The sequence below is a fragment of the Enterobacter sp. MGH120 genome (assembly GCF_001037725.1).
Classification (GTDB): domain Bacteria; phylum Pseudomonadota; class Gammaproteobacteria; order Enterobacterales; family Enterobacteriaceae; genus Enterobacter; species Enterobacter hormaechei_C.
Genome location: NZ_KQ089940.1, coordinates 3,717,085 through 3,741,835 on the forward strand (window position 1 = coordinate 3,717,085; position 24,751 = coordinate 3,741,835).

The 24,751-nt window shown below is 55.8% G+C and carries 23 protein-coding genes; 11 read left to right on the forward strand and 12 right to left on the reverse strand.

What is annotated here, in order from left to right:
• Positions 1–49: 49 nt before the first annotated feature.
• The 7 genes from cspE to SK54_RS17435 form a co-directional block, all read right to left on the reverse strand.
• A complete protein-coding gene (gene cspE, locus SK54_RS17405) occupies positions 50–259 on the reverse strand; it encodes a transcription antiterminator/RNA stability regulator CspE (protein ID WP_002439184.1) in 210 nt (69 codons plus the stop codon).
• A gap of 190 nt (positions 260–449) precedes the next feature.
• The gene (gene pagP / locus SK54_RS17410) at positions 450–1,025 is read right to left on the reverse strand and encodes a lipid IV(A) palmitoyltransferase PagP (protein WP_017382475.1); all 576 of its coding nucleotides are present in this window, start codon (positions 1,023–1,025) and stop codon (positions 450–452) included.
• 161 nt (positions 1,026–1,186) lie between these two features.
• Positions 1,187–4,303, reverse strand: a complete 3,117-nt coding sequence (locus SK54_RS17415; RefSeq protein ID WP_048247664.1) for an efflux RND transporter permease subunit — start codon at positions 4,301–4,303, stop codon at positions 1,187–1,189.
• The gene (locus tag SK54_RS17420; protein ID WP_023303290.1) at positions 4,300–5,499 is read right to left on the reverse strand and encodes an efflux RND transporter periplasmic adaptor subunit; all 1,200 of its coding nucleotides are present in this window, start codon (positions 5,497–5,499) and stop codon (positions 4,300–4,302) included. The genes SK54_RS17415 and SK54_RS17420 overlap by 4 nt, the downstream gene beginning before the upstream one ends.
• On the reverse strand, positions 5,496–6,752 hold the full coding sequence (locus tag SK54_RS17425; RefSeq protein WP_023303289.1) for a TolC family protein: 1,257 nt from the start codon (positions 6,750–6,752) through the stop codon (positions 5,496–5,498). The genes SK54_RS17420 and SK54_RS17425 overlap by 4 nt, the downstream gene beginning before the upstream one ends.
• A gap of 11 nt (positions 6,753–6,763) precedes the next feature.
• Positions 6,764–7,057, reverse strand: a complete 294-nt coding sequence (locus SK54_RS17430) for a copper-binding protein (protein WP_017694319.1) — start codon at positions 7,055–7,057, stop codon at positions 6,764–6,766.
• Positions 7,058–7,111: 54 nt separating this feature from the next.
• The gene (locus SK54_RS17435) at positions 7,112–7,513 is read right to left on the reverse strand and encodes a hypothetical protein (protein ID WP_032620077.1); all 402 of its coding nucleotides are present in this window, start codon (positions 7,511–7,513) and stop codon (positions 7,112–7,114) included.
• A 340-nt stretch (positions 7,514–7,853) separates the two neighbouring features.
• Between SK54_RS17435 and dcuC the strand changes: the two genes are divergently transcribed.
• The 7 genes from dcuC to ptsP all read left to right on the forward strand — a co-directional run bounded on the left by dcuC (position 7,854) and on the right by ptsP (position 16,555).
• Complete coding sequence (gene dcuC, locus SK54_RS17440) at positions 7,854–9,221, forward strand: anaerobic C4-dicarboxylate transporter DcuC (protein WP_045328961.1); 1,368 nt, start codon at positions 7,854–7,856, stop codon at positions 9,219–9,221.
• A 94-nt stretch (positions 9,222–9,315) separates the two neighbouring features.
• Positions 9,316–10,125 (forward strand): ribonuclease I, encoded by an 810-nt coding sequence (gene rna, locus SK54_RS17445; RefSeq protein WP_003858741.1) that lies wholly within the window; start codon positions 9,316–9,318, stop codon positions 10,123–10,125.
• A gap of 173 nt (positions 10,126–10,298) precedes the next feature.
• Positions 10,299–10,622, forward strand: a complete 324-nt coding sequence (locus tag SK54_RS17450; protein WP_017382483.1) for a PTS fructose transporter subunit IIB — start codon at positions 10,299–10,301, stop codon at positions 10,620–10,622.
• Between the two features lie 27 nt (positions 10,623–10,649).
• A complete protein-coding gene (locus SK54_RS17455; protein ID WP_017382484.1) occupies positions 10,650–11,900 on the forward strand; it encodes a PTS fructose transporter subunit IIC in 1,251 nt (416 codons plus the stop codon).
• An 11-nt stretch (positions 11,901–11,911) separates the two neighbouring features.
• Positions 11,912–13,024: an aminopeptidase gene (gene ypdF, locus SK54_RS17460; RefSeq protein ID WP_047727981.1), complete on the forward strand. Its 1,113-nt coding sequence runs from the start codon at positions 11,912–11,914 to the stop codon at positions 13,022–13,024.
• Positions 12,997–14,037, forward strand: a complete 1,041-nt coding sequence (gene ypdE, locus SK54_RS17465; protein WP_047727980.1) for an aminopeptidase — start codon at positions 12,997–12,999, stop codon at positions 14,035–14,037. Before ypdF ends, ypdE begins: the two co-directional genes overlap by 28 nt.
• Before the next feature lie 22 nt (positions 14,038–14,059).
• A complete protein-coding gene (gene ptsP / locus SK54_RS17470) occupies positions 14,060–16,555 on the forward strand; it encodes a phosphoenolpyruvate--protein phosphotransferase (protein ID WP_048247667.1) in 2,496 nt (831 codons plus the stop codon).
• Positions 16,556–16,558: 3 nt separating this feature from the next.
• On the opposite strand, the gene SK54_RS17475 is transcribed toward ptsP, so the two are convergent.
• Both SK54_RS17475 and SK54_RS17480 read right to left on the reverse strand, forming a co-directional pair.
• Positions 16,559–17,413, reverse strand: a complete 855-nt coding sequence (locus SK54_RS17475) for a helix-turn-helix domain-containing protein (protein ID WP_048247669.1) — start codon at positions 17,411–17,413, stop codon at positions 16,559–16,561.
• A 1-nt stretch (position 17,414) separates the two neighbouring features.
• Positions 17,415–18,035 carry a flavin reductase family protein gene (locus SK54_RS17480; RefSeq protein ID WP_003858756.1) on the reverse strand — a complete coding sequence of 207 codons (621 nt, stop codon included), beginning with the start codon at positions 18,033–18,035 and terminating at the stop codon, positions 17,415–17,417.
• Positions 18,036–18,297: 262 nt separating this feature from the next.
• On the opposite strand from SK54_RS17480, the gene rnk reads away from it, so the two are divergent.
• Positions 18,298–18,708 carry a nucleoside diphosphate kinase regulator gene (gene rnk, locus SK54_RS17485; RefSeq protein WP_048247672.1) on the forward strand — a complete coding sequence of 137 codons (411 nt, stop codon included), beginning with the start codon at positions 18,298–18,300 and terminating at the stop codon, positions 18,706–18,708.
• 137 nt (positions 18,709–18,845) lie between these two features.
• On the forward strand, positions 18,846–18,935 hold the full coding sequence (yldA, locus tag SK54_RS22790) for a small membrane protein YldA (protein WP_015571155.1): 90 nt from the start codon (positions 18,846–18,848) through the stop codon (positions 18,933–18,935).
• Between the two features lie 10 nt (positions 18,936–18,945).
• On the opposite strand, the gene SK54_RS17490 is transcribed toward yldA, so the two are convergent.
• Positions 18,946–20,184, reverse strand: coding sequence for a zinc-dependent alcohol dehydrogenase (locus SK54_RS17490; RefSeq protein ID WP_015571156.1), 1,239 nt, complete (start codon positions 20,182–20,184; stop codon positions 18,946–18,948).
• 181 nt (positions 20,185–20,365) lie between these two features.
• Between SK54_RS17490 and uspG the strand changes: the two genes are divergently transcribed.
• A complete protein-coding gene (gene uspG, locus SK54_RS17495; RefSeq protein WP_006809652.1) occupies positions 20,366–20,794 on the forward strand; it encodes a universal stress protein UspG in 429 nt (142 codons plus the stop codon).
• A gap of 59 nt (positions 20,795–20,853) precedes the next feature.
• Here uspG and ahpF read toward each other — a convergent pair whose 3' ends face one another.
• Both ahpF and ahpC read right to left on the reverse strand, forming a co-directional pair.
• Entirely contained in the window at positions 20,854–22,419 is a 1,566-nt protein-coding gene (gene ahpF / locus SK54_RS17500; RefSeq protein WP_017382489.1) for an alkyl hydroperoxide reductase subunit F, read from the reverse strand.
• 188 nt (positions 22,420–22,607) lie between these two features.
• Positions 22,608–23,171: an alkyl hydroperoxide reductase subunit C gene (gene ahpC, locus SK54_RS17505; RefSeq protein WP_014882974.1), complete on the reverse strand. Its 564-nt coding sequence runs from the start codon at positions 23,169–23,171 to the stop codon at positions 22,608–22,610.
• A gap of 621 nt (positions 23,172–23,792) precedes the next feature.
• On the opposite strand from ahpC, the gene SK54_RS17510 reads away from it, so the two are divergent.
• Complete coding sequence (locus SK54_RS17510) at positions 23,793–24,713, forward strand: DNA-binding transcriptional repressor CitR (protein ID WP_032620085.1); 921 nt, start codon at positions 23,793–23,795, stop codon at positions 24,711–24,713.
• The last annotated feature ends 38 nt before the right edge of the window (positions 24,714–24,751 follow it).

Sequence of the window (24,751 nt, forward strand, 5' to 3'; positions counted from 1 at the left end):
AAAACCCGCTCATTGAGCGGGTTTTGAAATTCTTGCTGACGCGTCTGAATTACAGAGCGATTACGTTAGCAGCAGAAGGGCCTTTGGCACCGTTAGTGATTTCGAACTCTACGCGCTGACCTTCAGCCAGAGTTTTGAAACCATTAGACTGGATTGCAGAGAAGTGTACGAACACGTCTTTGCTGCCATCTTCAGGAGTAATGAAACCGAATCCTTTGGACTCATTAAACCACTTAACGTTACCTTTAATCTTAGACATCAAAATTACCTTTACATTAAAAAACGACACAAATGCTGTGTCGGGTATCAGTACAACAATTGTGAGGCGTTTTGTCCAGCGGATCTTTGATAAAAAGTGACAAAAGTCGCGTTAATTTTCGCTGTTCGATTTTTATCCTTTACATTTCAATATCTGTGCGTTTTTTGGCCGATTTAGCAGAAAAATTCAGTTAAAACTGAAACCGCATCCAGGCAAAGTAAACGTTACCGTTGTTATAGGTACCCGGTATGTAGGTCATCTGAAACGTTGCCGGACCATAGCCGATGGAGGCAAGCGGCAGCAGTACCGGAACAGGAATGTATTTCCAGTTATCACGCGCCGTGAACCCTGCCGTATAGCCCAGCCCCAGACGGAAGTTGTCGTCTGATAACGGACGCCAGGTTTTTTCCCAGCCGTAGCCACCAATAGGCTCCCATTTATTGTAGGAGTCCTTAAACGCCATCAGGTACAGGCCATGCCAGTTACCTTTTTCATCCCAGCGAGACTGACCGAAGCCGGCCCCCCACGGACGCTCGTTATAACGGTCAGTTTTTTCTTTATCGTAGGCAAAACGTGCATGCCACGTAATGGCCGGAATATAGAGATCGTAATGCTCAGGTTCATTCCATGTTTGCGCAACGTTATCCGTGAAGGTGGTGAACCAGCCTTTATCCGCTGTATTGCTGTCTGCATTAACCGCAGACGCAAACGATAACTGCCCAATAATAAACAACAAAATCAGGGGGAATTTAATTCGTACAATCACAATGCCATTACCATATTTAGTATTCGGTGCAGACCTTAACACAGAATACTTGAATGAACGCTTAACAGCATGGGTGTTATTCCTAATTACCATCCCGTTCCTGGAAATAATCTGAGGATACATAAACTGCATGCCTGAATAAGCACATGCAGTTGACATATTTAACGTTGATGTAACAATTTGTAGAGTGCGGGAATAACTAACATCGATAATAACGGTGCCGTTACCATGCCACCAATCATCGGCGCGGCAATACGTTGCATCACCTCCGAGCCACTCCCACTGCCCCACATGATGGGCAGCAGTCCCGCCATAATAGTGGCGACCGTCATCACCTTCGGACGCACGCGCAGCACGGCACCTTCGTGGATCGCCCGCATCAGCACCGTATTTCCCCCTTCTGGCTCCAGCCTGTGATATTTATCGAGCGCATGATTCAAATAAAGAACCATAATTACGCCGAATTCTGCCGCCACCCCGGAAAGGGCGATAAAGCCAACGGCCCCCGCCACTGACAAATTATATTCAAGCAGCCACAATAACCACACGCCCCCAATAAGCGCGAAAGGCAATGTCCCCATTATTATCAGGACATTTGATATCCGCCTGAAGGTTAACCATAAAAGGACGAATATAATCATCAGCGTGACAGGTAAAACTATTTTGAGCGTCGCGGTCGCCCGTTCCAGATATTCAAACTGCCCGGACCAGGAGAGAGACACGCCCTGCGGCAATACCACCTTCTCCTCCACCCGTTTTTGCATTTCATCCACGGCAGACTTCAGATCGCGCCCGCGCAAGTCCACGTAGATCCAGCTGGAAAGGCGCGCGTTTTCACTTTTTAGCATCGGTGGGCCTTCCGTCACGACGATATCGGCCAATTCCCCCAGCGCCACCTGGTTACCGCTGGCGGTCACTACCGGCAACACCCGCAACGTGCCGACGTTATCACGCAAATCGCGGGGATAACGCAGGTTGATGGGATACCGCTCGCGTCCCTGGATCACCTCGCCAATGTTATCCCCCCCGACCAGCGTGGAGACCAGGCTTTGCAGTTCATCGACGGAAACGCCGTAGCGCGCGGCTTTTTGCCGGTCGATACGTATATCCACATAGCGCCCGCCTTCCAGACGCTCCGCCAGCGCAGAGGAGACGCCAGGAACGTCCTTCACCACCTGCTCAATCTGCCGGGCCACGCGCTCAATGTCGGCAATATTATTGCCGTTCACCTTAATGCCGACAGGGCTTTTGATCCCGGTTGCCAGCATGTCCAGGCGGTTACGGACAGGCGGCACCCACACATTGGCAATACCCGGCAGCGACACGGTTTTATCAAGCTCCTCCACCAGCTTTTGCGGCGTCATTCCTGGCCGCCACTGCTCGCGGGGCTTAAAGTGGATGGTTGTTTCCAGCATGGTTAATGGCGCGGGATCGGTTGCCGACTCCGCACGACCGGCTTTGCCAAACACGCTCGCCACCTCCGGGACGCTTTTGATCAAGCGGTCCGTCTGCTGAAGCAGCCGCGATGCCTCGCGAGCAGAGATCCCCGGCAGCGTGGAGGGCATATAGAGTAAATCCCCTTCATCCAGCGGCGGCATAAATTCGCCTCCCAGGCGGCTCAGCGGCCAGAGCGTGGCGATCAGCAGCAGACATGCCAGTGCCAGCGTCATTTTCGGGAAGGTCAGTACCTTGTCCAGCAGCGGCTCATACAGGCGGATCAGGAGGCGGTTGATCGGGTTTGCCTTCTCATCCGAGATTTTCCCGCGAATGAAAAAGCCCATTAGCACCGGCACCAGGGTGATCCCAAGCCCGGCGGCCACGGCCATCGACCAGGTTTTGGTGAACGCCAGCGGCGAGAACATTCGCCCCTCCTGCGCTTCCAGCGAAAAAACCGGTATAAATGACAGCGTGATGATTAACAGGCTGCAAAACAGCGCCGGTCCCACTTCGACCGCCGCCTTTTCCGCCAGACGCCAGTATTCCCCCGGCGCAGGCTCCTTGCCCGGATTATCATGCCGCCACTGCTCCAGCACCTTGTGCATGTTTTCAATCATCACAATTGCCGCATCCACCATCGCCCCGATGGCAATGGCGATCCCGCCGAGCGACATCATATTCGCGTTAATGCCCTGATAGTGCATCACCACAAAAGCACCGAGGATCCCCAGCGGCAGAGAGACCATCGCCACCAGCGCGGAGCGCAGGTGGAACAGGAACAGCGCGCACACCAGTACCACCACGGCAAACTCTTCGAGCAGCTTGTGCGTCAGCGTTTTGACCGATTCCTCAATCAGCGTGGAACGATCGTAGACCGGAACAATCTCGACGCCCTGCGGCAGCGTTTTTTGCAGCTCGCTCAGTTTCGCTTTTACCGCACGAAGCGTTTCCAGCGCGTTCTGCCCGTAGCGCATCACGATCACGCCGCCAGCGACCTCCCCTTCACCGTTAAGCTCCGCCACGCCCCGGCGGATCTCCGGGCCAATGCCAATGGTGGCGACATCTTTCAGCAGGACAGGTACGCCATCGCGGGTGGCGATCACCACATTGCGAAAATCCTCCAGCGAGCGCAAATAGCCCGTTGTCCGCACCATATACTCCGCTTCGCCCATCTCCAGCAGGGCGCCGCCGCTCTCTTTATTGGCGGCCTGCACCGCGCCGGATAGCTGGCTGTGGGTAATATTCAGCGCGCGCATCTTCGCCGGGTCCGCCACGATCTGATACTGACGCACCATTCCGCCAATGCTTGCCACTTCAGATACATTCGGTACCGTCTTAAGCTCGAACTTAAGCGTCCAGTCCTGAAGGGCCCGCAGATCTGCCAGGCTGTGTTTTCCACTACGGTCGATCAGCGCATATTCGTAGATCCAGCCCACGCCCGTCGCATCCGGCCCCAGCGACACCTTCACGCCCGGCGGAAACTGCGCCTGTACCTGGCTTAAATATTCCAGTACACGGGATCTCGCCCAGTAGAGATCGGTGCCATCCTCAAACAGCACATACACATAAGCGTCACCAAACATTGAAAAACCACGCACGGTTTTGGCGCCCGGCACAGACAACATGGAGGTTGTCAGCGGCCAGGTCACCTGATCCTCAATCACCTGCGGCGCTTTTCCGGGGTAACTCGCTTTGATAATGACCTGCACATCAGACAGATCGGGCAACGCGTCCAGCGGCGCGCGCTGCACCGCCCACCAGCCCCAGCCGGCCATCATCAGCGCAGCCAGGATCACCAGCAGGCGGTTACGCAACGAGGCGCGAATCACAGCGGCAATCATGGCGTCACCTCCGGCATCACGCTACGCAGGCTGGCTTCGGAATCAATGAGGAATTGCCCGGACGTCACCACCTTATCGCCCTCTTTGACCCCGGACAGGATCGCTGTCCAGCCCTGCGCCGTCAGGCCGGTTGTCACCGTCACAGGCTGGAAATAACCGTCCCCGGTGGCCAGCAGCAGACGCGCAGACTCTCCGCTGTTAATCACCGCCTCTTCCGGCACCGCCAGCACCGGCGGGCCTTTCATCTCTTCCGCACGCCTGACGGAGAGGTACATGCCTGGCTTCAGCTTATGTGCGGTATTTTCCAGCACGATACGGGCTTTCAGGGTTCGCGTGGTCGCCTCCATCTGCGGCAGCAATTCGCTGACCGTGCCGTGGAATTGCTCCCCCGGCCAGCTTTCTGACGTTGCTACCACGTTGCTGCCCACTGCCAGAGACTGCGCCTGGGTTTGCGGGTAATCGACCACCAGCCAGACCGGATCGAGGCTGGCGATCTCAAACAGCGGCGCCGTTGCGGTGATTTGCGCCCCTTCCCGCACGTCCAGCTTCACCACATAGCCCGCCCGGTCAGCGCGCAGGGTGAGCGTGGTCTGCGGCTTACCGCTACGCTCCAGCAAACGAATGACCTCTTCCGGCATAAACTGCAACGCCAGCCGCTCGCGTGCGGCGCGGGTCAATGCGGCATCGCCAAGCTGACGAACCGCGAGATACTCCTGCTGGGCGGTGGTCCATTGCGGGATCCACAGTTGCGCCAGCGCCTCTCCGGCTTTCACCTGCTGCTGTGGCGCATTAACAAACAATTTTGACACCACGCCATTGGCCGGGGCTGACACCACCGAGACGTTACGTTCATCCGTTGCAACCGTGGCAAAGGCCGAGAACGGCGAAACCAGCTGGCGCATCTCAACGTTGGCGGTTTTCATCCCCAGGTTTTGCTGCTGTTGAGTGCTGATGGCCACGCCCGACGCCGCCTGTGCTTCATCGGCGTAGCGCGGGACCAGATCCATATCCATAAAGGGGGATTTACCCGGCTTATCGAAGCGCTGACCGGGCACCATAGGGTCGTACCAGTAAAGCACCTTACGTTCAGAGGGTTGTGCAGCCGCAGCCGGCTGATGCGTCTGCTTCTTTCCGACAAAATAGCCGCCAGCGGCAGCTATCGCGATGGCAATCGCCATTAACGTTGTTTTTTTCATTGCGCCAGCTCCTGCGGGATCAGCCAGTTCACGGCAGCCCAGGTTCGCGCCATTTCGCGCTCCGCCTGGTTCACCGCCAGTTCCGTATCCAGTACGCCACGACGCGCCTCCAGCAGGGCCGGAAGCGCCGACTGTCCAGAGCGATATTGCGCCGTCAGTACCGCCAGCCGTTGACGCTGCAACGGTAGTACCTCGTCCCGCTGTCGCTGCCACACCGTTTGCGCAGCCTGATACTGCGCCACCAGCGTTTGCACCTGGGCAATGTGTTCACGTTTGAGCAGCGTCAGTTGATCCACCGCCTGCATTGAGCGGGAAACATCGGCGGCGTAATCCTTGTCCTGACGTTTTGACTGGAACAAAGGCAGATCCACGCTGAACATCACGCCAGCCATATCGTCATAGCCTTCGGCGCGGTGGGCGTAATAGACCTCCACATCCACATCGGGTATCGCCGCCACGGCAGATTGCGCTGAACGCGCTTTCGCGGTCTCGGCTTCACGTCGTGCGGCCTCCACTTCCGGGTGCCTGACGATCCCCTCCTGCAACGTTTTTTCATCGGCAGGAAGACGCTGATAGCGCGGCAGCGGACCGCGAACCGCCGTAATCGCGTGCCCCGTAAGCTCCAGCAGACGGCTTTGCGCCAGCTGCACATCCCGCTGCGCCAGCGTCTCTTTGTCGCGCATGGCGCTGAGGATCATTTGCAGGGCCAGTACGCTGTCCGGCGTGGCGCTTCCCGCCCCGACGCTCGCCTTCTGCACGCCCCGCTGGCGTTCCGTTTCGCGGACCAGCGTTCTGGCCGTGTTCAGCGCCTGCTGGGCCAGCGCCAGATCCAGCCAGGCCTGGGCGGTATCACGCTGAAGCGCGGCGCGGACGGCCTCGGATTTTGCCAGCACGCTTCGCGCCTGCGCCTGAAAGGTCTGCGCTTTACGTTCCCGCTTCTCTGAGCTGACGTAGCTTTGCATGATGCCAACCTTCTGCATGGTCATCCCTTCGCGCGTCAGCCGCCGATCGTTGCTGCCCTGTACCGGCACGTTTTCGATACCGAATTTCAGTTTTGGGTCAGGTAATTGCGTGGCGGAATCCGCCATCGCATCCAGCGCCTGCGCTTCATTACGGCTGGCAGAGAGTTCTGCCGAGTAGCGCTGGGCTTCGGTCAGGGTGTGTTCGAGCGTCCACGGCTCCGCCTGCGCGGCGGAGGTTAACAGGCCGAACAACACCCCACCGAGCCACAGGCTCAGTGTGTGTTGTTTCATGGTGACCTCGCTTAGCGTGCTGGCGTCAGCGAGATAATCTGGAAACCGTCACCCGCACGCTCAAGCGTGAAGGTCACTTCATCCCCTGGTTTGGCGTCATTCAGCGTGGCGCCGGCAGATAAAGTAAACGGCATGGTCATTGCTGGCCATTTTAGTTCCGGTATGGCCTCGTGCCGGAGCATGACGGCGCTGTCAGAGATCGACTGAACCACGCCGTGGCCCTGCCAGGTCTGGTTTGCCTGAACGGTATAAGAAGCGAAAGAGACGGACGCGCCAACCAGCGCGGAAAGGAATATAGTACGCATGAAAAAACTCCTGTTAAACGTTAAGTAAATGAAAATAAACGAATTAACAGGTTTTTACTCCCGAAACCGGCAGTAGCGGATCGTTGCCGGCGGCCCCACAGCAGGAGGGGTAACGGACCACGCAGAATGGCTTGCAGACGAGCACTCTGGGGTCGTTAAGGTCAGGGTCATGGCGGCAGGCAGCGCCACCAGATGCGGCTGGGCAGGATCTTTTTGTACCTGATCCGGCACACAATGTTTTTCACACAGCGGTGAAGCACCGGCAGCATAATGCGGCCCCGGTTGCGCCATCATCTCCATATGCTGGATGGTGGCCACCTCGCCGCGCAAATCCATTGAACATTGATGGGAGGCGACGGCCACCTGACTCTGGATCAACAGCCAGCCAAACGCCAGCAAAAACATCAGCAGATGTTTTTTGATAAAGCGCAGGCGATATGTCCAGCTGGCGTGCATATTCAGATCGTCGGATAGGGTAAAAGTGAACCGAGTATAAGCAGGCAAAAGAATGAAAGAGAAGTGGTTTTAAAGAGATTTACGTTTTAAATCGATTGTCGGCAAGTAATACTCAAAACCTTAACACTTCACCATCATTTTAATGACATATAATATCTATTCATCAGGTCAATAACGTCTTAATATAAATGACGCAGGGTTAGCAAAAATATCGTCATCAGTGCCTTTAGTAGTCTCTTTCTTGATTTTAATCAGCAAGGACTGGACATTTATTCGGCACATTTCAGCTTCTTTTTTATTGATTATTTGTCTCTCGGGCAGCAAGGATACAGGGGAAATCATGCTTACTTTTCTCGAACTCCTCATTGGAGTCGTGGTCATTGTTGGTGTAGCACGCTACATCATTAAAGGTTACTCAGCCACCGGCGTGCTATTTGTCGGCGGCCTGACGCTGCTGATCATTAGCGCGCTAATGGGTCATCAGGTTTTACCCGCCAGCGAAGCCAGCACCGGATATACCGCTACCGATATTGTGGAATATATAAAAATTCTGCTGATGAGCCGCGGCGGCGATCTGGGCATGATGATCATGATGCTCTGCGGATTTGCTGCCTATATGACCCATATCGGCGCGAATGATATGGTGGTAAAGCTGGCTTCTAAGCCGCTGCAATATATTAATTCCCCCTATCTGCTGATGGTCGCGGCCTATTTCCTGGCCTGTCTGATGTCATTAGCCGTTTCCTCAGCAACGGGTCTTGGTGTGCTGTTAATGGCAACGTTATTCCCGGTAATGGTTAACGTCGGGATCAGCCGTGGCGCAGCGGCGGCTATTTGCGCCTCTCCGGCGGCGATTATTCTCTCCCCTACTTCCGGTGACGTAGTGCTGGCCGCAAAAGCCGCGGAAATGTCGTTGATTGACTTCGCCTTCAAAACCACACTGCCGATCTCCATCACCGCTATTCTCGGCATGGGCGTGGCGCATTTCTTCTGGCAGCGCTATCTCGATAAGAAAGAGAACGTCAGCCACGAAATGATGGACGTCAGCGAAATCACCACTACCGCCCCGGCGTTTTATTCCATCCTGCCCTTCACGCCGATTATTGGCGTGCTTATTTTCGACGGCAAATGGGGCCCGCAGCTGCACATCATCACTATCCTGGTGATCTGTATGCTGCTGGCGGCCATCCTGGAATTCGTTCGTGGTTTTAATACCCAGAAAGTGTTCACGGGTCTGGAAGTTGCCTTCCGCGGTATGGCGGATGCCTTCGCGGGCGTGGTGATGCTGCTGGTTGCCGCGGGGGTGTTTGCCCAGGGGCTGAGCACCATCGGCTTTATTCAGAGCCTGATCTCTATCGCCACCTCGTTCGGCTCGGCCAGCATTATCCTGATGCTGGTGCTGGTGGTGCTGACCATGCTGGCGGCGATGACCACCGGCTCCGGTAACGCGCCGTTCTACGCCTTTGTTGAGATGATCCCTAAGCTGGCGCACTCCTCCGGCATCAACCCGGCTTACCTGTCCATTCCAATGCTTCAGGCTTCCAACCTGGGTCGTACCATTTCTCCGGTATCGGGCGTGGTGGTTGCGGTTGCGGGGATGGCGAAAATCTCTCCGTTTGAAGTGGTAAAACGCACGTCAGTGCCGGTGCTGGTTGGCCTGATTATCGTTATTATCGCCACCGAAGTGCTGCTTCCCGGCGCTGCCTAAGCGAAATTCCTGATTTCCAAAAAGCGCCTGCGGGCGCTTTTTGTGCTTTAATAACCCCCAGAAATTAATCGCGCCCAACCAATCAGGAAAGCAAATGTTCAGGAAGGATATCGTTATCCCGTCTGGCGCAGTAGCGCTTGCACTCTGTGTCTTCTCAATTCAGGCAGATCCGCTTAAGCCAACCCAGTACGGCGATTTCGATCGCTACGTTCTGGCCCTTTCCTGGCAAACCGGATTTTGCCAGAGCATGGTCGAACGTAACCGTGACGAACCGGAAGAGTGTCGCCTGCAAAAAGAGAGCAGCAACAAAACCGATTTTCTGACCGTCCACGGCTTATGGCCCGCGCTGCCGAAATCTATTGCCGCTCGCGGAGTGGATGAACGCCGCTGGATGCGCTTCGGCTGTGCCACTCGTCCGGTTCCGAATATGCCGGAAGCAAAAGCCAGCCGCAAATGTGACGCCGCAGAGACCGGACTATCGCTAACCGGCGCGGCGAAGCTGAACAGCGTGATGCCCGGCGCGGGCGGCAACTCCTGCCTTGAACGTTATGAATACGCGAAACACGGCGTCTGCTTTGGTTTTGATCCCGACGCTTACTTCGGCACCATGGTGCGCATGAACCAGGAAGTGAAGCACAGCGCGGCAGGAAAATTTCTGGCGGAAAATTATGGCAAAACCGTCCGCCGCAGCGACTTCGATGCAGCCGTGGCCAAAAGCTGGGGGAAACAGAGCGTAAAAGCGTTCAAGCTTACCTGCCACGGCAATCCGGCTTATCTGACCGAGATGCAGATCTCGCTGAACGCCAGCACCATCAACAACCCGCTCTCTGCCGGCTCCTTTGCGCCACAGCCGCATCCGGGCAACTGCGGCAAACAGTTTGTCATTGATAAAGCCGGTTACTGATGCTGCGCCGGGCACCTTTTTGCCCGGTTTTTCATTGATTTCCGTGATATGACGATTAACCTCACACTTCCGCTCACACGCATCATTTTTCCAGCTAAAGCATTATTAATCCGGTAAACATCACTGAAACCTCCCCGCCATAATCATGGCGTTATCTACAGGAGGAATTTCACATGGCTAAAAAACTGATTGCACTGTGCGCCTGCCCGATGGGCCTGGCACATACCTTCATGGCAGCCCAGGCGCTGGAAGACGCGGCGACGGAAGCCGGTTATGAGGTAAAAATTGAAACCCAGGGCGCGGACGGGATCCAGAATCGCCTGACCCCACAGGATATTGCCGACGCTGACATTATTATCCACGCCATCGCGATCACCCCGGAAGACAATGAGCGCTTCGAAACGCGCGACGTGTATGAGATTACGCTTCAGGACGCCATTAAAAACGCGGCAGGCACCCTGAAAGAGATCGAAGAGATGATTGCAGCAGAACAATAATAATCCTCACACCCAGGGGTTTTCGTCATGGCTATTAAAAAACGCAGCGCGGTTCGCCCGGACAGTCACGAGGGTGACACACTTGCCATCAAATCCGCACCGGTTGCCGCCGGTGCGTCTTTCTGGAAAGAGCTTCCACAGCACATTATGTCGGGGATATCCCGCATGGTGCCAACGCTTATCATGGGCGGGGTTATCCTCGCCATTTCACAGCTCATCGCCTACGTCTGGCTGGAGATCCCGCCTGACACCGGTATTCTCGACGCGCTTAACTCTGGCAAATTCACCGGTTTCAATCTCTCGGTATTGAAATTTGGCTATCTGACCGAATCGTTCGGCGGGCTGCTGTTCAGCTTCGCCATCCCGATGTTTGCCGCCTTTGTCGCCAACTCTATCGGCGGAAAGCTGGCCTTCCCGGCCGGGTTTATCGGTGGCCTTGTCGCCACGCAGCCGACGCTGGTGCTGAACTTTGATGCGGAAAAACTGACCTGGCTTGCCACCAAACCCGTGCCCTCCACGTTTATTGGCGCGCTGATTATCGCCATAGCCGCAGGCTATCTGGTCAAATGGCTGAATAGCCGTATTAACGTACCGCAGTACCTGCTGGCCTTTAAAAGCACCTTTCTGATCCCAATCCTCTCGGCGCTGTTTGTGATGCTGGCGATGTATTACATCATCACGCCGATTGGCGGCTGGCTGAATGCAGGTATGCGGACCGTACTGCTGGCGGCGGGTCAGGCGGGCTCCATGATGTACGCCATCGGGATGGCGGCGGCCACGGCGATTGATCTCGGCGGCCCCATTAACAAAGCGGCGGGATTTGTTGGCCTGGGGCTGACAACCGATCATGTCCTGCCCATCACCTCCCGCGCCGTGGCGATTGTTATTCCGCCCATTGGTCTTGGGCTGGCCACGCTGATTGACCATCGTCTGACCGGCAAACGCCTGTTTAGTCCGCAGCTTTATCCGCAAGGCAAAACGGCCATGTTCCTCGCCTTTATGGGCATCAGTGAAGGGGCCATCCCGTTCCTGCTGGAAAATCCGCTTGCGACGCTGCCGGCGTATATGGCGGGCGCGATTGCGGGTGCAATGACCGCCACCGCGCTCGGTGCCGTGCAGTGGTTCCCTGAATCGGCGATCTGGGCGTGGCCGCTGGTCACCAATCTGGGGGCGTACATGCTCAGTATTGTGGTCGGGGCGGCGATCACCGCGCTGTTGGTAGTGATTATTCGTAACAGTCTGCACAAGCGCGGAAAACTCGCTATCGACACGCTGTAACGGGGTGAAACATGGAATTACTGAGAAAGCTTCGTGCCTGGCTGGCTGCGGAAAAACTGGACGGCGTGCTCATCTCTTCGCGCCAGAATAAACAGCCGCACCTGGGCATTTCAACCGGTTCGGGATATGTGCTGGTGACACAAACCGCGGCACATATCCTGGTAGATTTCCGTTACTACAGCGATATCGCTTCACGAGCGGCGGGCTATGAGATGCATCTGCTTAACACGGAGAACCCGTTTGCGCAGGCGGTGAACCAGATTATTGCGAAGGATAATCTCGCCCGTCTTGGCTTTGAGGGTGAATACGTGAGCTGGCAAACAGGCGTGCTGTGGCGCGATACGCTGAATACCACCCTTTGCAGCACCTCGCTCGACGCGCTGCGGCAGATAAAAACCGCTGACGAAATCGACCGTATCCGTGCAGCATGCGGCATTGCCGACCGCGCCGCACGACACATCCGGCGTTTCATTCAGCCCGGTATGCGCGAGCGTGAAGTCGCTGCCGAGCTGGAGTGGTTTATGAAGCAGGAGGGTGCGGACAAGCCCTCTTTCGACACCATTGTCGCCAGCGGGCCGCGCGGTGCGCTGCCCCACGGCAAAGCCTCTGACAAAGTGATTATGCCTGGCGAGATGATCACCCTTGATTTCGGCGCCCGACACCAGGGGTATTGCTCGGATATGACAAGGACCTTTCTTGTCGCCGGGCAAAACACGCCGCCGGAGGAGCACCCTCTCTATGCGGTGTACCAGATCGTTCTGGCGGCACAACAGGCGGCCATTGATGCCATCCGCCCCGGCGTTTCCTGTCATCAGATCGATAGCGCCGCACGTTCCATGATTGAACGTGCAGGTTACGGCCCGCAGTTCGGGCATAACACCGGCCATGCCATTGGTATTGATGTCCATGAAAATCCACGTTTTTCCCCTACCGACCGCACCCCGTTGCAGCCCGGCATGGTGCTGACCGTTGAACCGGGGATCTACCTTGAACACCAGGGCGGGGTACGAATTGAAGATGTGGTGCTGGTGACGGAAACGGGCGCCGAGGTGCTTTATACCCTCGACAAACGGCTATTGCTGACGGGAGAACAAGAGTGGACAGAGATTTACTGCGCGCCCTGAGCGAAGCAGACGCCATTGCGGCCTCAGAGCAAGAGGTGCGCGACATCCTGCTCAGTGAGGCGCAAAAATACCATAAAGAGGTTCAGTTTGATGGGCTGGGTTCCGTGCTTATCCGCGTCAACCAGAGCCAGGGCCCGAAGGTGATGGTCTGCGCCCATATGGATGAAGTCGGTTTTATGGTGCGTAGCGTCTCGCGCGAAGGGGCCATTGATGTCCTGCCCATCGGCAACGTGCGCATGATGGCCCGTACCCTTCAGCCGGTGCGCATCACCACGCGTAACGGGGAAAAAATACCGGGCCTGCTGGATGGAGATCTGAAAGGAGAAAACGTTGACAATTTGCGTGTCGACATTGGCGCGACGTCGGCGAAGGAGGTGTTCGCCGCCGGTATCGACTCAGGCGACCGCGTGACGTTCGATACGCCCTTTCAGACCCTTCCCCATAATCGGGTGATGGGTAAAGCCTTCGACGATCGTCTCGGCTGTTACCTGCTGATCGCGCTGCTGCGTGAGCTGCACCAGACGCCGCTCGACTGCGAGCTTTGGCTGGTGGCCAGCTCAAGTGAAGAGGTCGGCCTGCGCGGCGGCCAGACCGCCACGCGCGCCATTCATCCTGATATCGCGCTGGTGCTGGATACCGCCTGCTGGTCAAAAAATTTCGATTATGGCAGCGCCAACCATCGCCAGATCGGTGCGGGCCCGATGCTGGTGCTGTACGACAAAACGCTCATCGCCCCAGCCAAACTGATCGCGCTGGCGGAGACGATCGCGCGCTCGCAAGGGATCCCGCTGCAAAAAGACATGTTCAGCAACGGCGGAACGGACGGCGGGGCGATCCATCTCTCCGGCACTGGCGTGCCGACTCTTGTGCTTGGTCCCCCGACCCGACACGGGCACTGCGCGGCATCCATTGCCGACGAAAAAGACATTCATCACACCCAACAACTGCTTGTCGCGCTTGTGGCATGCATGAACCGTGAGACCGTGGATCATCTGACGGACTTCAGATGCTGATCTCACGCGGCCAGGAGGAAGTATGCTTTCAATTGAATTTTTCTGCCCACTGCCCAACGGCCTGCATGCGCGTCCGGCCTGGGCGTTAAAAGAGCAGTGCAGCGCATGGCGCAGCGACATCCGTTTTATCAACAGACGGCTTAACACTCACGCGGATGCCAAAAGCTCGCTGGCGCTGATCAGTACCGGTACGCTGTTTAATGACAGCTGCGTGCTGGAAATTAACGGCAGCGACGAGGAGCAGGCCCGACGCGTGCTGGAGGCGTATCTCACCGGCGCGTTTATCGACAGCGACAGTATTCCCTCCGGCGACGCGCCGCACGTTGCGCATCCCCTGCCCCGTTCGCTTGTAAGGCTTGCTCCCCACCTTCAGCACGGCATTACGCTCGCCAGTGGCATCGGGGCTGGCACTCTGCGAGGCTGGCAGAGCGATAACCTCAAACGTTATTGTCAGATCCCCGCCTCGCCGGAAGATATTACCCGCCTGGAACACAGCCTGGCGACGCTGGCTGAACAGCTCAACCACCGTCTGCGCGGGCTGGACGGCGAGAGTAAAACCATTCTCAGCGCGCATCTTTCGCTGATCCAGGATGAGGAGTTTGGCGGCACCATACGCCGACTGATCGCCGAGGAACGGCTAAGCCTTGCGGAGGCGATCATTCGTAATATGGAGCTGATCTGCGACAAGCTGTCGCTCTCCGCCAGCGACTACCTGCGTGAACGCGTCAGCGATATTCGCGACATCAGCGAGCAGCTTCTTAACATTACCTGGCCGGAGTTGCAGCAAACCTCCGCATTCACCCTCAGCGCTCCCACTATTCTGGTGGCGGAAGATCTGACGCCCAGCCAGTTTCTCAGCCTCGACACGCAGTATCTGAAAGGCATGGTGCTTGAAAAAACAGGCCGGACGTCGCATACGCTGATCCTGGCACGCGCGGCCTCCGTGCCTGTGCTGAGTGGTTTAACGGTCGCCTCGCTGGCGCCGTTGATGGGAAAAGAGGTCATTCTGGACGGCATCTGTAGCGTGCTGGTCGTTGAACCCAACGACGCGGTGAATGATTACTATAGCGTGGCGCAGCGCCTTGCCGACCGACGCCACCAGCAGCAGATCAAAGATGCGGGTCTTCCAGCGCTCACCCGCGACAACGTACCGGTAGAGATTGCCGCCAACATCGGCAGCGCGCTGGAAGCGCCCGGGGCGTTTACCTGCGGCGCGCAGGGTATCGGGCTGTTTCGCACTGAAATGCTGTATATGGACAGAGACACCGCGCCGGACGAGCAGGAGCAATTCGAAGCCTATCAGCAGGTGCTGCTCTCCGCGCAGGGCAAGCCGGTCATCTTTCGCACAATGGACATCGGCGGCGATAAGCAGCTCTCTTACCTGAACATTCCCCAGGAAGAAAACCCGTTCCTCGGCTATCGTGCCGTTCGTATTTATCCCGAATTTGCCGATCTCTTCCGCACCCAACTGCGCGCGATCTTACGCGCAGGCGCGAGCGGCAATGCGCTGTTGATGATCCCGATGGTGCACAGTCTCGATCAGATTTTATGGATCAAACAGGAGCTGCAAAACGTTCGTGACGCCCTGGCCTCACAGGGGTTACGTCACACCGCACACCTGCCGCTGGGGATCATGGTTGAAGTGCCTTCAGTCTGCTTTATCATCGATCACTTCTGCGAAGAGGTGGATTTCTTCAGTATCGGCTCGAACGATATGACTCAGTATCTCTACGCTGTCGATCGCAACAACCCGCGCGTTTCGGGGCTGTATAACCCCATCACACCGTCTTTTTTACGCATGGTTCGCCAGATCGTCACCGCAGCGCATCGTCACGGGAAATGGGTCGGCATTTGCGGGGAACTTGGCGGAGAGCAGCGCTACCTCCCTCTTCTGCTTGGTCTGGGCTTAGATGAGTTCAGCATGAGCGGGCCGCGCATCCCTGCGGTAAAAACCCAGCTGCGTCAGCTGGACATGGCAACCTGCCGGGCGCTGGCGGAAAAGGCCTGCGACAGCCGCAGCGCAGAGGAGATTGAAGCCCTGCTGGCGGATTTCACACCGGAAGCGCCGCCGCGTCCCTTGCTGGCCCTGGAGACTATCGTGGTCAATGAGCCGCTGACCTCAAAAGAGCAGGTGCTTCAGTTCTTATGCGGAAATCTTGCGATTCATGGCAGGACCGAAAACCCGCTCGAACTTGAAGAAGATCTCTGGCAGCGCGAAGAGATTGTCACCACCGCCGTCGGGTTTGGCGTGGCGATCCCTCACACCAAATCGCAATGGATACGCCACTCCAGCATCAGCATTGCACGCCTGGACAAGGCGATTGACTGGGAGTCGGATTTGGGCGACGTCGAGCTGGTGATCATGCTAACGCTCGGCGCTCAGGAAGGGATTAATCACGTGAAGGTCTTTTCCCAGCTGGCGCGGAAGCTGGTCAATAAAACGTTTCGCGAGTCGCTGTTTGCAGCAACGACGCCGCAAAGTATCCTGGATCTGTTGAACGCTGAAATCACGTTCTGACTGTCACTGAAAGCGTGCGCGATACTCCCCCGGCGTCAGGCCAAACTGGCGCCGGAACAGACGGCTAAAATAGTCGCTATCGGCATAGCCGCAGCGCTTCGCCACTTCCCCCACCGGCAGGTGGTATTTTTGCAGGATGGTTCTCGCCTTCGCCATACGCACCCAACGAACGTAATCCACAAAACTCATCGTCCCCTGTTGGGAGAACAGGCGTGACAGATGGTTAGCCGAAATATTAAACAGCGCGGCGACGCTGTCCCGCGACAGGGATTCAGCATAGTTTTCCTGCACCCAGTTACAAATGCTCTGATAGAGGAAATCCCCGCGCGACAGTCCCGGTTCAGGCAGCGACGACACCACTTTCCGGCACCAGTGCAGCAGGCTCAGCACCAGCGGTTGAATAACGGCCTGATCCTGCGGGGAAGCGCTCAGGTGCGTCAGGGCCATCAGCATCGCAGCACATTCGCCTCGTTCAGGGTGAGGAAGCTCAACGTGTCGCTGCGCAGGCACGGAGCGCCCGTGACGGGTATCATGAAACACCAGCCCCAGCCACGACGGCGCAAAAAGAATGCTCAGCAGCATGACCGGTCGTTCAAACACCGGGACGCTGGCGGCCTGGGCGGGAAGAAACAGCATTTCCCCCTGGCAGAGGGTCTGCTGCCCGGTAACCAGTCTGTTGCCATATTCCCCGCGAAGAACGACATCAAGCCGTGGCCAGTCGCGGCTCACGCTTCCGACAGCGTCAGACGCGCCACGTTGAGCAAACCAGACTCGCCCCAGCTGCTGTGGGTTGAGCACCAGGCCGCTCAACAGATCGGCAAAAAACTGCTGATCGGCGGGCAACAGGGTTGCGCGCATATCACCCCCTGCGCGCATCCGGGCGTACCAGATCGAAGCGATGGCTGTCACTGATGGCGTAGTAGGCTGTAGGTCCACCCGCACGCAGAATGGGCTGCGCTTTCGCGGTCTGGTAAATCCCCTCTTCCAGCAAACTCTCGGCGATATGGACGCCCACGACTTCGCCGAGCACCAACCAGGTATCAATCGGTGTCCCATCCGCGCCGGTAAGCTGAATGCACTGTGACAATCGACACTCGAAATTCACCGGGCTTTCCGCCACGCGCGGCGAGCTCACAAGCTGGCTGGCTACGGGCGTCAGGCCGGCAAAGGTAAATTCATCCTCGCCATGAGGGAGCGTGGCGGAGGTTTCATTCATCGCCTCGGCCAGATCGCGCGTTGCGAGGTTCCAGACAAACTCCCCCGTTTCGGTAATATTCCGCACGCTATCCTTCCAGCCGTTGCTGGAAAAACCAATGATCGGTGGGCGATAGTTAAAGCAGTTAAAGAAGCTGTACGGGGCAAGGTTCAGTTGACCGGCCTTATCACAGGATGAGATCCAGCCAATCGGACGTGGACCGATAATGGCGTTCAGCGGGTCGTGCGGCAGGCCGTGCCCCTGAGACGGTTGGTAAAAGTACATATCGCTCTCTCTACGCTGGGGCTGCAACGCGCATTGCCCGGGTTCAGTCTTTCCAGCGTAACGAAATTTCCGTTCAGCGTGAATCGGGACGCCGGGTTTATTGCCAAAAATTCATATGGCGCATGATTGTGACCTTCATCACTTCAAACTTACGGTTTCAGACAGTATCATCAGATAAGTTAAACCCTCGCTGCCAGACGGCGAGGGTTTTCTTTTGGATTGGTTTCTGCGTTACACGCAGCATTAACGACATGGAGTAAAAATGTCCAGACCTACGATTATCATCAATGAACTCGACGCAGAACGTATTGACCGACTGTTGGAGAAACCAGAATTCGCCTCGCTGCCGGTAGCCGATGCGCTGAACGAAGAGCTCGACCGGGCGCAGATGTGTACGCCTGAGATCATGCCGCATGATGTGGTCACCATGAACAGCCAGGTGAAGTTCCGCAACCTGACCACCGGAGAGGAGCTCACTCGTACGCTGGTCTATCCGGCGCAGATGACCGACAGCAGCACGCAACTGTCGGTGCTGGCACCCGTGGGCGCGGCGCTGCTTGGACTGCGCACGGGCGATACCATCCACTGGGAACTCCCGGGCGGTGCCTCAGCTCACCTGGAAGTGCTTGAGCTGCTCTACCAGCCCGAAGCCGCTGGCGATTACCTGCGTTAATCCCTTCTGAACAAGCGACCCCGCTTTGCACAGAGGATGCACCCGCATCCTCTTTCCGCAAATTCACCCTATTGTGCTATACCGGACAAAAACCGCTTAATCCACGCTTAGTCTGTTGTAGTGCCGTGGGGACGGTCATGGGTGAGATACTTGTTATCACACTGGTTTTTCTCATCATCCTGGCGATCCTCGTCGTGGCGGTGCTGTATCTTGAGCGCCACTGGTGAGTGAGGAGCCTCACACAACGCCGCCGGGGAAGGCATTCACCAGTCCCTTCACTTTCTGCTGCGCTGCCTCCGGGGTGTCTGCGCCAGGCACCAGGATCACCTTGCGGCACTCCTCCTCCCGTTTTTCGAAGATCTTATAGGCGCGTTCCGCATCAGCCAGCGGAAGATAGTGGGTCACAATATCTTCTGGGGTAAGCAGCCCCTTTTCGATGAGCGGCAGCAGCTCTCCCAGCCAGGCATGGACGTGGGTCTGCCCCATCTTAAAGCTCAGCCCTTTATCGAAGGCATCGCCAAACAGGAAGCCGTGAATAAAACCGGCGTACACGCCCGGCACGCTGACCACGCCGCCGCGTCGCACCGCAGCAATGCACTGGCGCAGGGCTTTGCCGCTGCTGCCTTCAATTTTCAGGTTACTGAGGATCGTTTCCGTGGTGCTGCCTTTGGCCTCAAACCCGACGGCATCAATCACCGCATCCACTCCGCGCTGTCCGGCCGTTTGCTCAATGATTTTCTCCGCCGCGTCGTTATCGTCATCAAAGTTAATCGGGATCGCGCCGTAGCGCTCCTGGGCAAACCGCAGTCGATAGGGATGATGGTCAACCACGAAAATCTGCTCTGCGCCGAGAAGCCGCGCGCAGGCAATGGTCAGTAACCCCACCGGCCCGGCCCCGAATACGGCGACGCTGGAGCCTTTCTGGATCTGCGCATTTTTTGCCGCCTGCCAGGCGGTAGGCAGAATATCTGACAGGAAAAGCGCTTTGTCGTCAGACAGCAGCTGGGGCACTTTAAACGGCCCCACGTTGCCTTTCGGGACGCGCACATACTCCGCCTGTCCGCCCGGCACGCCGCCGTAAAGATGGCTGTAGCCAAACAGCGCGGCAGGGGCGGGAATTTGCTTTTTGTTCAGCGCCGCGCCCTGCCCGCGGTTCGTGTTTTCGCAGGCCGCGTACTGTTGCATCTGGCAAAAGAAGCAGTCACCGCAGGCAATCACAAACGGGATCACCACCCGGTCACCTTTCTGCACGTTTTTCACTTCGCTCCCGCACTCCACCACCTCGCCCATAAATTCATGACCAAAGATATCGCCGTGCTGGACCTTGGGAATTTTTCCGCGATAAAGATGCAAATCAGAACCACAGATCGCCGTGGCCGTTACGCGCAGGATGATATCGTCAGGCTGTTCGATGCCCGGATCGGGGACATTATCGACCCGAACATGATGTGGACCGTGATAGGTGAGAGCTTTCATGCAACCTCCAAAAGGGTGTGGGTAAGCTTATAAAAGGGTAGCTACCTCTCGGGATCTGCCCCGGAATCCGGCTGTTTTGAGATTTATCCTGGCGAGATAAAAAAGTGCTGTCGGGATTACAGAAACCTTTTATATTTTGTGGTTGAATGATTTCAGCGTTTATAAACAAGGAGAAACGGTTATGTATCAAACAATCATTATGCCGGTTGATGTTTTCGAAATGGAACTGAGTGATAAGGCTGTACGTCACGCGGAATTTCTCGCGCAGCAGGACGGAGTTATTCATCTTCTGCATGTTTTACCGGGCTCTGCCAGCCTGAGCCTGCATCGTTTCGCTGCTGATGTGCGTCGTTTTGAAGAGCATTTACAGCATGAAGCCGAGACACGCCTGCAAACCATGGTCGGGCACTTCAGCATCGATCCTTCCCGCATCAAAACCCACGTCCGGTTCGGTAGCGTGCGCGACGCCGTTAATGAGCTGGCGGGGGAATTAAATGCCGACGTGGTAGTGATTGGTTCACGTAACCCTTCCATCACCACTCACCTGCTGGGGTCGAACGCCTCCAGCGTGATCCGCCACACCCACATTCCGGTGATGGTCGTGAGATAAAAAAAGAGGCCACCTTTTGGTGGCCTCTGGCATTGCAGGTGTCGTCTTGCTTTCTTTTATTATGCGGTTTTGGTGCGGATCAGATAATCAAACGAGCTCAGCGACGCTTTCGCACCTTCACCGGTGGCGATGATGATCTGTTTGTACGGCACGGTGGTGCAGTCGCCCGCCGCAAACACGCCCTTCACGCTGGTTTCGCATTTCGCATCAATGATGATCTCGCCCATGCGGTTGCGCTCAATCGCGCCTTCCAGCCAGGTGGTGTTTGGCAGCAGGCCAATCTGAACAAAGATCCCTGCCAGCGCCACGCTGTGGATATCGCCACTCACGCGGTCACGGTATTCCAGACCGGTCACTTTGCTGCCGTCGCCTTTCACTTCTGTCGTCTGGGCATTGAGCACAATATCGACGTTATTCAGGCTACGCACCTTATCCTGCAACACCTGGTCCGCTTTCATCTCCGGGGCGAATTCCAGCAGGGTAACGTGTTCAACAATTCCCGCCAGATCGATAGCCGCTTCCACGCCGGAGTTACCGCCGCCGATCACCGCGACGCGTTTACCTTTGAACAGCGGGCCGTCACAGTGCGGGCAATAGGTCACGCCTTTGGTGCGATACTGATCTTCGCCCGGGACGTTCATGTTGCGCCATTTCGCGCCGGTGGCAATGATCACGCTGCGCGCCTTCAGCACCGCGCCGGACGCCGTTTCTATCTGGTGCAAACCACCCTCGACCGCGGCCGGAACCAGTTTGCTGGCGCTCTGGCTATCAATGACATCCACGTCGTAGTCGCTGACGTGCGCTTTCAACGCCCCAGCCAGCTTCTGGCCTTCGGTTTTCGGCACGGAAATGTAGTTTTCAATGTCAACGGTATCCAGAACCTGACCACCGAAACGCTCGCCCATCAGACCGGTACGGATCCCTTTACGTGCGGAGTAAACCGCTGCCGCCGCGCCCGCCGGGCCGGAGCCAACAATCAGTACGTCGTACGCATCGCGTTGGTTCAACTCTTCCGCCGCACGTTTTTCTGCGCCGGTATCCACTTTGGCGACGATTTCGGTCAAGGTCATACGCCCCTGGCCGAACTCCTGACCATTCAGGTAAACCGCCGGAACGCCCATCACGTTGCGCTCGGTGATTTCGTTCTGGAACGTACCGCCGTCAATCGCCGTGTGCTTAATGCGTGGGTTGAGGACTGACATCAGGTTCAGCGCCTGCACCACGTCCGGACAGTTATGGCAGGAGAGTGAGTAATAGGTTTCAAACTCAAAATCACCGTCGATATCGCGGATCTGCTCCAGCAGCGCCTGCGCTTCTTTTGACGGATGACCACCGGTCCACAGCAGCGCCAGCACCAGGGACGTAAATTCGTGCCCCAGCGGAGAGCCCGCGAAACGCGGCCCCTGGTCAGACCCTGGGTTGGCGATCAGGAAAGAAGGCTTACGGACTGCCAGCGTGTTGTCTTCTTTGAAGGTCACCTTCGGCGACAGCTCAGCAATCTCTGTCAGCAGCGCTTTGATTTCTGCCGATTTCGCGCTGTCGTCCAGCGTGGCAATCAGCTCAACAGGTTTGGTCAGTTTCTCAAGGTAGGCCTTGAGCTGGGTTTTCATGTTAGCGTCGAGCATTATTCTTCCCTCTCTTAAAACGTCATCATGCAAGCCGCCTTATACGGGCTGCCTGAATGCAACTTGCATCATGGTGCTGGAATGAAATGGGCGAGGGGAGCGCCCATTGATTGCCGGGTGGCACTTCGTTTACCCGGCCTACGATACTGTAGGCCTGTGCAAGCGTAGCGCCGCCAGGCTTTACAGACTTAGATCTTGCCGACCAGGTCCAGAGATGGAGCCAGCGTCGCTTCGCCTTCTTTCCATTTCGCCGGGCACACTTCGCCTGGGTGAGAAGCAACGTACTGAGCCGCTTTCACTTTGCGCAGCAGGTCAGATGCATCACGGCCGATACCTTCAGCGGTAACTTCGATAGCCTGGATAATGCCCTGCGGGTCAACAACGAAGGTCGCGCGGTCTGCCAGGCCTTCATCTTCACGCATGTTGTCGAAGTTACGGGTCAGGGCGCCAGTCGGGTCGCCGATCATCGCGTATTTGATTTTCGCGATAGTTTCAGAGCTGCTGTGCCACGCTTTGTGGGTGAAGTGGGTATCGGTAGAAACAGAGTAAACGTCTACGCCCAGCTTTTGCAGTTCTTCGTAGTGGTCTGCCACGTCGCCCAGTTCGGTCGGGCAAACGAAGGTGAAGTCAGCCGGATAGAAGAAGAACACGCTCCAGCGGCCTTCGGTATCTTTCTCAGTTACTTCGATGAACTCACCGTTTTTGAACGCCTGGTTTTTGAAAGGTTTAATTTTGGTGTTAATCAAGGACATCTGTACTTCCTCCGTGTTTTCGTTGAGATGTAAGGTAACCAACTTTGTTCATCGGGGCTAATGCGTATGCTTTATCAAATCAATCAGCCAAACCTTACAACAGCAACAAGACAGCAAGGTGAACCTTTTACAGGAAAGCCTGAAAGTAAAAAGGCCGCCTCAACGGGCGGCCCTGATACCTGAATTCCCCGCAGGTACATTCAGTGCCAGCCGAAGCTGGCGTTGCGTTGCGCTCTACATACCTTGTATCAAGGCCGTAACAGCGGTTTGATTACAGCATCCGTGCGCGCATTGAGCAATGCATAAGAGGGATAGTCCTGCCTATGGTTGTGATAGGCAGAATCGAACAGGTCTCAGAAACGTTATAAATTTAATTTCATTATAAATTTCGCGCTATATATAAATGCCAGTTGTCATTCAAATAATTCAATCACACTTTAAAGATAAAATTATCTTAATAAATCTTGAAGTTGTGTTTCAATAATCCAAAGCCGTGATATATTAAGATCACTTAATTTTTAAATTAAGCGAGTTACCCCCACGGATTGTTAAAGGTAACTTCCCTCTGTCGTACTCCATGATGTGATAACGACAGCAAACACAGCACACTCAGGACGAAACATGGCCAACCTCTACGACCTAAAAAAATTCGATCTCAATCTGTTAGTCATCTTCGAATGCATTTACCAACATCTCAGTATCAGTAAGGCTGCCGAGACACTTTATATCACGCCATCCGCCGTGAGCCAGTCGCTGCAACGTCTGCGTGGCCAGCTCAATGACCCCCTGTTCATCCGCTCAGGTAAGGGAATTACGCCGACCACGGTGGGCACCAACCTGCATCATCATCTTGAACAGAATCTCAACCAAATTGAGCAGACGATCAACATGATGCATCACTCGGACATCAAGAAAAAGTTCGTTATCTATTGCTCTCAAATGATGTCGCCCGGCTATATGCTCGAACCAATGAAGCTGCTAATGTCAGAGGAAAATTACGAGATAGAACAACGAGATATGCTTATATCTCCGGAATCCGCAGAGGACCTGCTCGCCTACCGTAAAGCCGACCTGATCTTTACTATTGCCCCAATTAAGAATCGCTCTGTGGTGTGTTCTCACTTTGCCACGGTGCCAATAGCGTTAATCTGCCGAGAAAACCATCCAAGACTCGCCGATACGGTCAGTCTTGAAGCGTTATACCGGGAAAAATTCACCTTTTACCAGAGTGCGCACCCGGGCGTTAAAGAGTTCCAGAATCGTGCCAATGACCTTTTCCCGGAAAGAGATATTGCTTTTCGCACGGACTCCATCATTTCGCTAATCTCCATGGTCAGTTCATCTGATCTGTTAGGCTTTATACCCGTATCAATCTATGAAGCCTATAAAGAGACGTTAAAAATAAAACGGATCGCCGACCCATTTGAATTGCCCGAAATACATGTCTATATGCTTTACAGCCGTTCATCGCTGAACAGCAGCGTTTTTTCAACGTTCATTGAGAAAATGCATAAACTCTGTCTTTCCGCTCCATCTGCGTAAAATCATTTATATGATGAATATAAAAATCGCAAACTGAA

Excerpts from the sequence above, each read along its gene's own strand:
- cspE (WP_002439184.1), bottom strand. The coding sequence starts at position 259 with ATGTCTAAGATTAAAGGTAACGTTAAGTGGTTTAATGAGTCCAAAGGA.
- SK54_RS17415 (WP_048247664.1), bottom strand. The coding sequence starts at position 4,303 with ATGATTGCCGCTGTGATTCGCGCCTCGTTGCGTAACCGCCTGCTGGTG.
- SK54_RS17420 (WP_023303290.1), bottom strand. The coding sequence starts at position 5,499 with ATGAAAAAAACAACGTTAATGGCGATTGCCATCGCGATAGCTGCCGCT.
- SK54_RS17425 (WP_023303289.1), bottom strand. The coding sequence starts at position 6,752 with ATGAAACAACACACACTGAGCCTGTGGCTCGGTGGGGTGTTGTTCGGC.
- SK54_RS17430 (WP_017694319.1), bottom strand. The coding sequence starts at position 7,057 with ATGCGTACTATATTCCTTTCCGCGCTGGTTGGCGCGTCCGTCTCTTTC.
- SK54_RS17435 (WP_032620077.1), bottom strand. The coding sequence starts at position 7,513 with ATGCACGCCAGCTGGACATATCGCCTGCGCTTTATCAAAAAACATCTG.
- dcuC (WP_045328961.1), top strand. The coding sequence starts at position 7,854 with ATGCTTACTTTTCTCGAACTCCTCATTGGAGTCGTGGTCATTGTTGGT.
- rna (WP_003858741.1), top strand. The coding sequence starts at position 9,316 with ATGTTCAGGAAGGATATCGTTATCCCGTCTGGCGCAGTAGCGCTTGCA.
- SK54_RS17450 (WP_017382483.1), top strand. The coding sequence starts at position 10,299 with ATGGCTAAAAAACTGATTGCACTGTGCGCCTGCCCGATGGGCCTGGCA.
- SK54_RS17455 (WP_017382484.1), top strand. The coding sequence starts at position 10,650 with ATGGCTATTAAAAAACGCAGCGCGGTTCGCCCGGACAGTCACGAGGGT.
- ypdF (WP_047727981.1), top strand. The coding sequence starts at position 11,912 with ATGGAATTACTGAGAAAGCTTCGTGCCTGGCTGGCTGCGGAAAAACTG.
- ptsP (WP_048247667.1), top strand. The coding sequence starts at position 14,060 with ATGCTTTCAATTGAATTTTTCTGCCCACTGCCCAACGGCCTGCATGCG.
- SK54_RS17475 (WP_048247669.1), bottom strand. The coding sequence starts at position 17,413 with ATGCGCGCAACCCTGTTGCCCGCCGATCAGCAGTTTTTTGCCGATCTG.
- SK54_RS17480 (WP_003858756.1), bottom strand. The coding sequence starts at position 18,035 with ATGTACTTTTACCAACCGTCTCAGGGGCACGGCCTGCCGCACGACCCG.
- rnk (WP_048247672.1), top strand. The coding sequence starts at position 18,298 with ATGTCCAGACCTACGATTATCATCAATGAACTCGACGCAGAACGTATT.
- yldA (WP_015571155.1), top strand. The coding sequence starts at position 18,846 with ATGGGTGAGATACTTGTTATCACACTGGTTTTTCTCATCATCCTGGCG.
- SK54_RS17490 (WP_015571156.1), bottom strand. The coding sequence starts at position 20,184 with ATGAAAGCTCTCACCTATCACGGTCCACATCATGTTCGGGTCGATAAT.
- uspG (WP_006809652.1), top strand. The coding sequence starts at position 20,366 with ATGTATCAAACAATCATTATGCCGGTTGATGTTTTCGAAATGGAACTG.
- ahpF (WP_017382489.1), bottom strand. The coding sequence starts at position 22,419 with ATGCTCGACGCTAACATGAAAACCCAGCTCAAGGCCTACCTTGAGAAA.
- ahpC (WP_014882974.1), bottom strand. The coding sequence starts at position 23,171 with ATGTCCTTGATTAACACCAAAATTAAACCTTTCAAAAACCAGGCGTTC.
- SK54_RS17510 (WP_032620085.1), top strand. The coding sequence starts at position 23,793 with ATGGCCAACCTCTACGACCTAAAAAAATTCGATCTCAATCTGTTAGTC.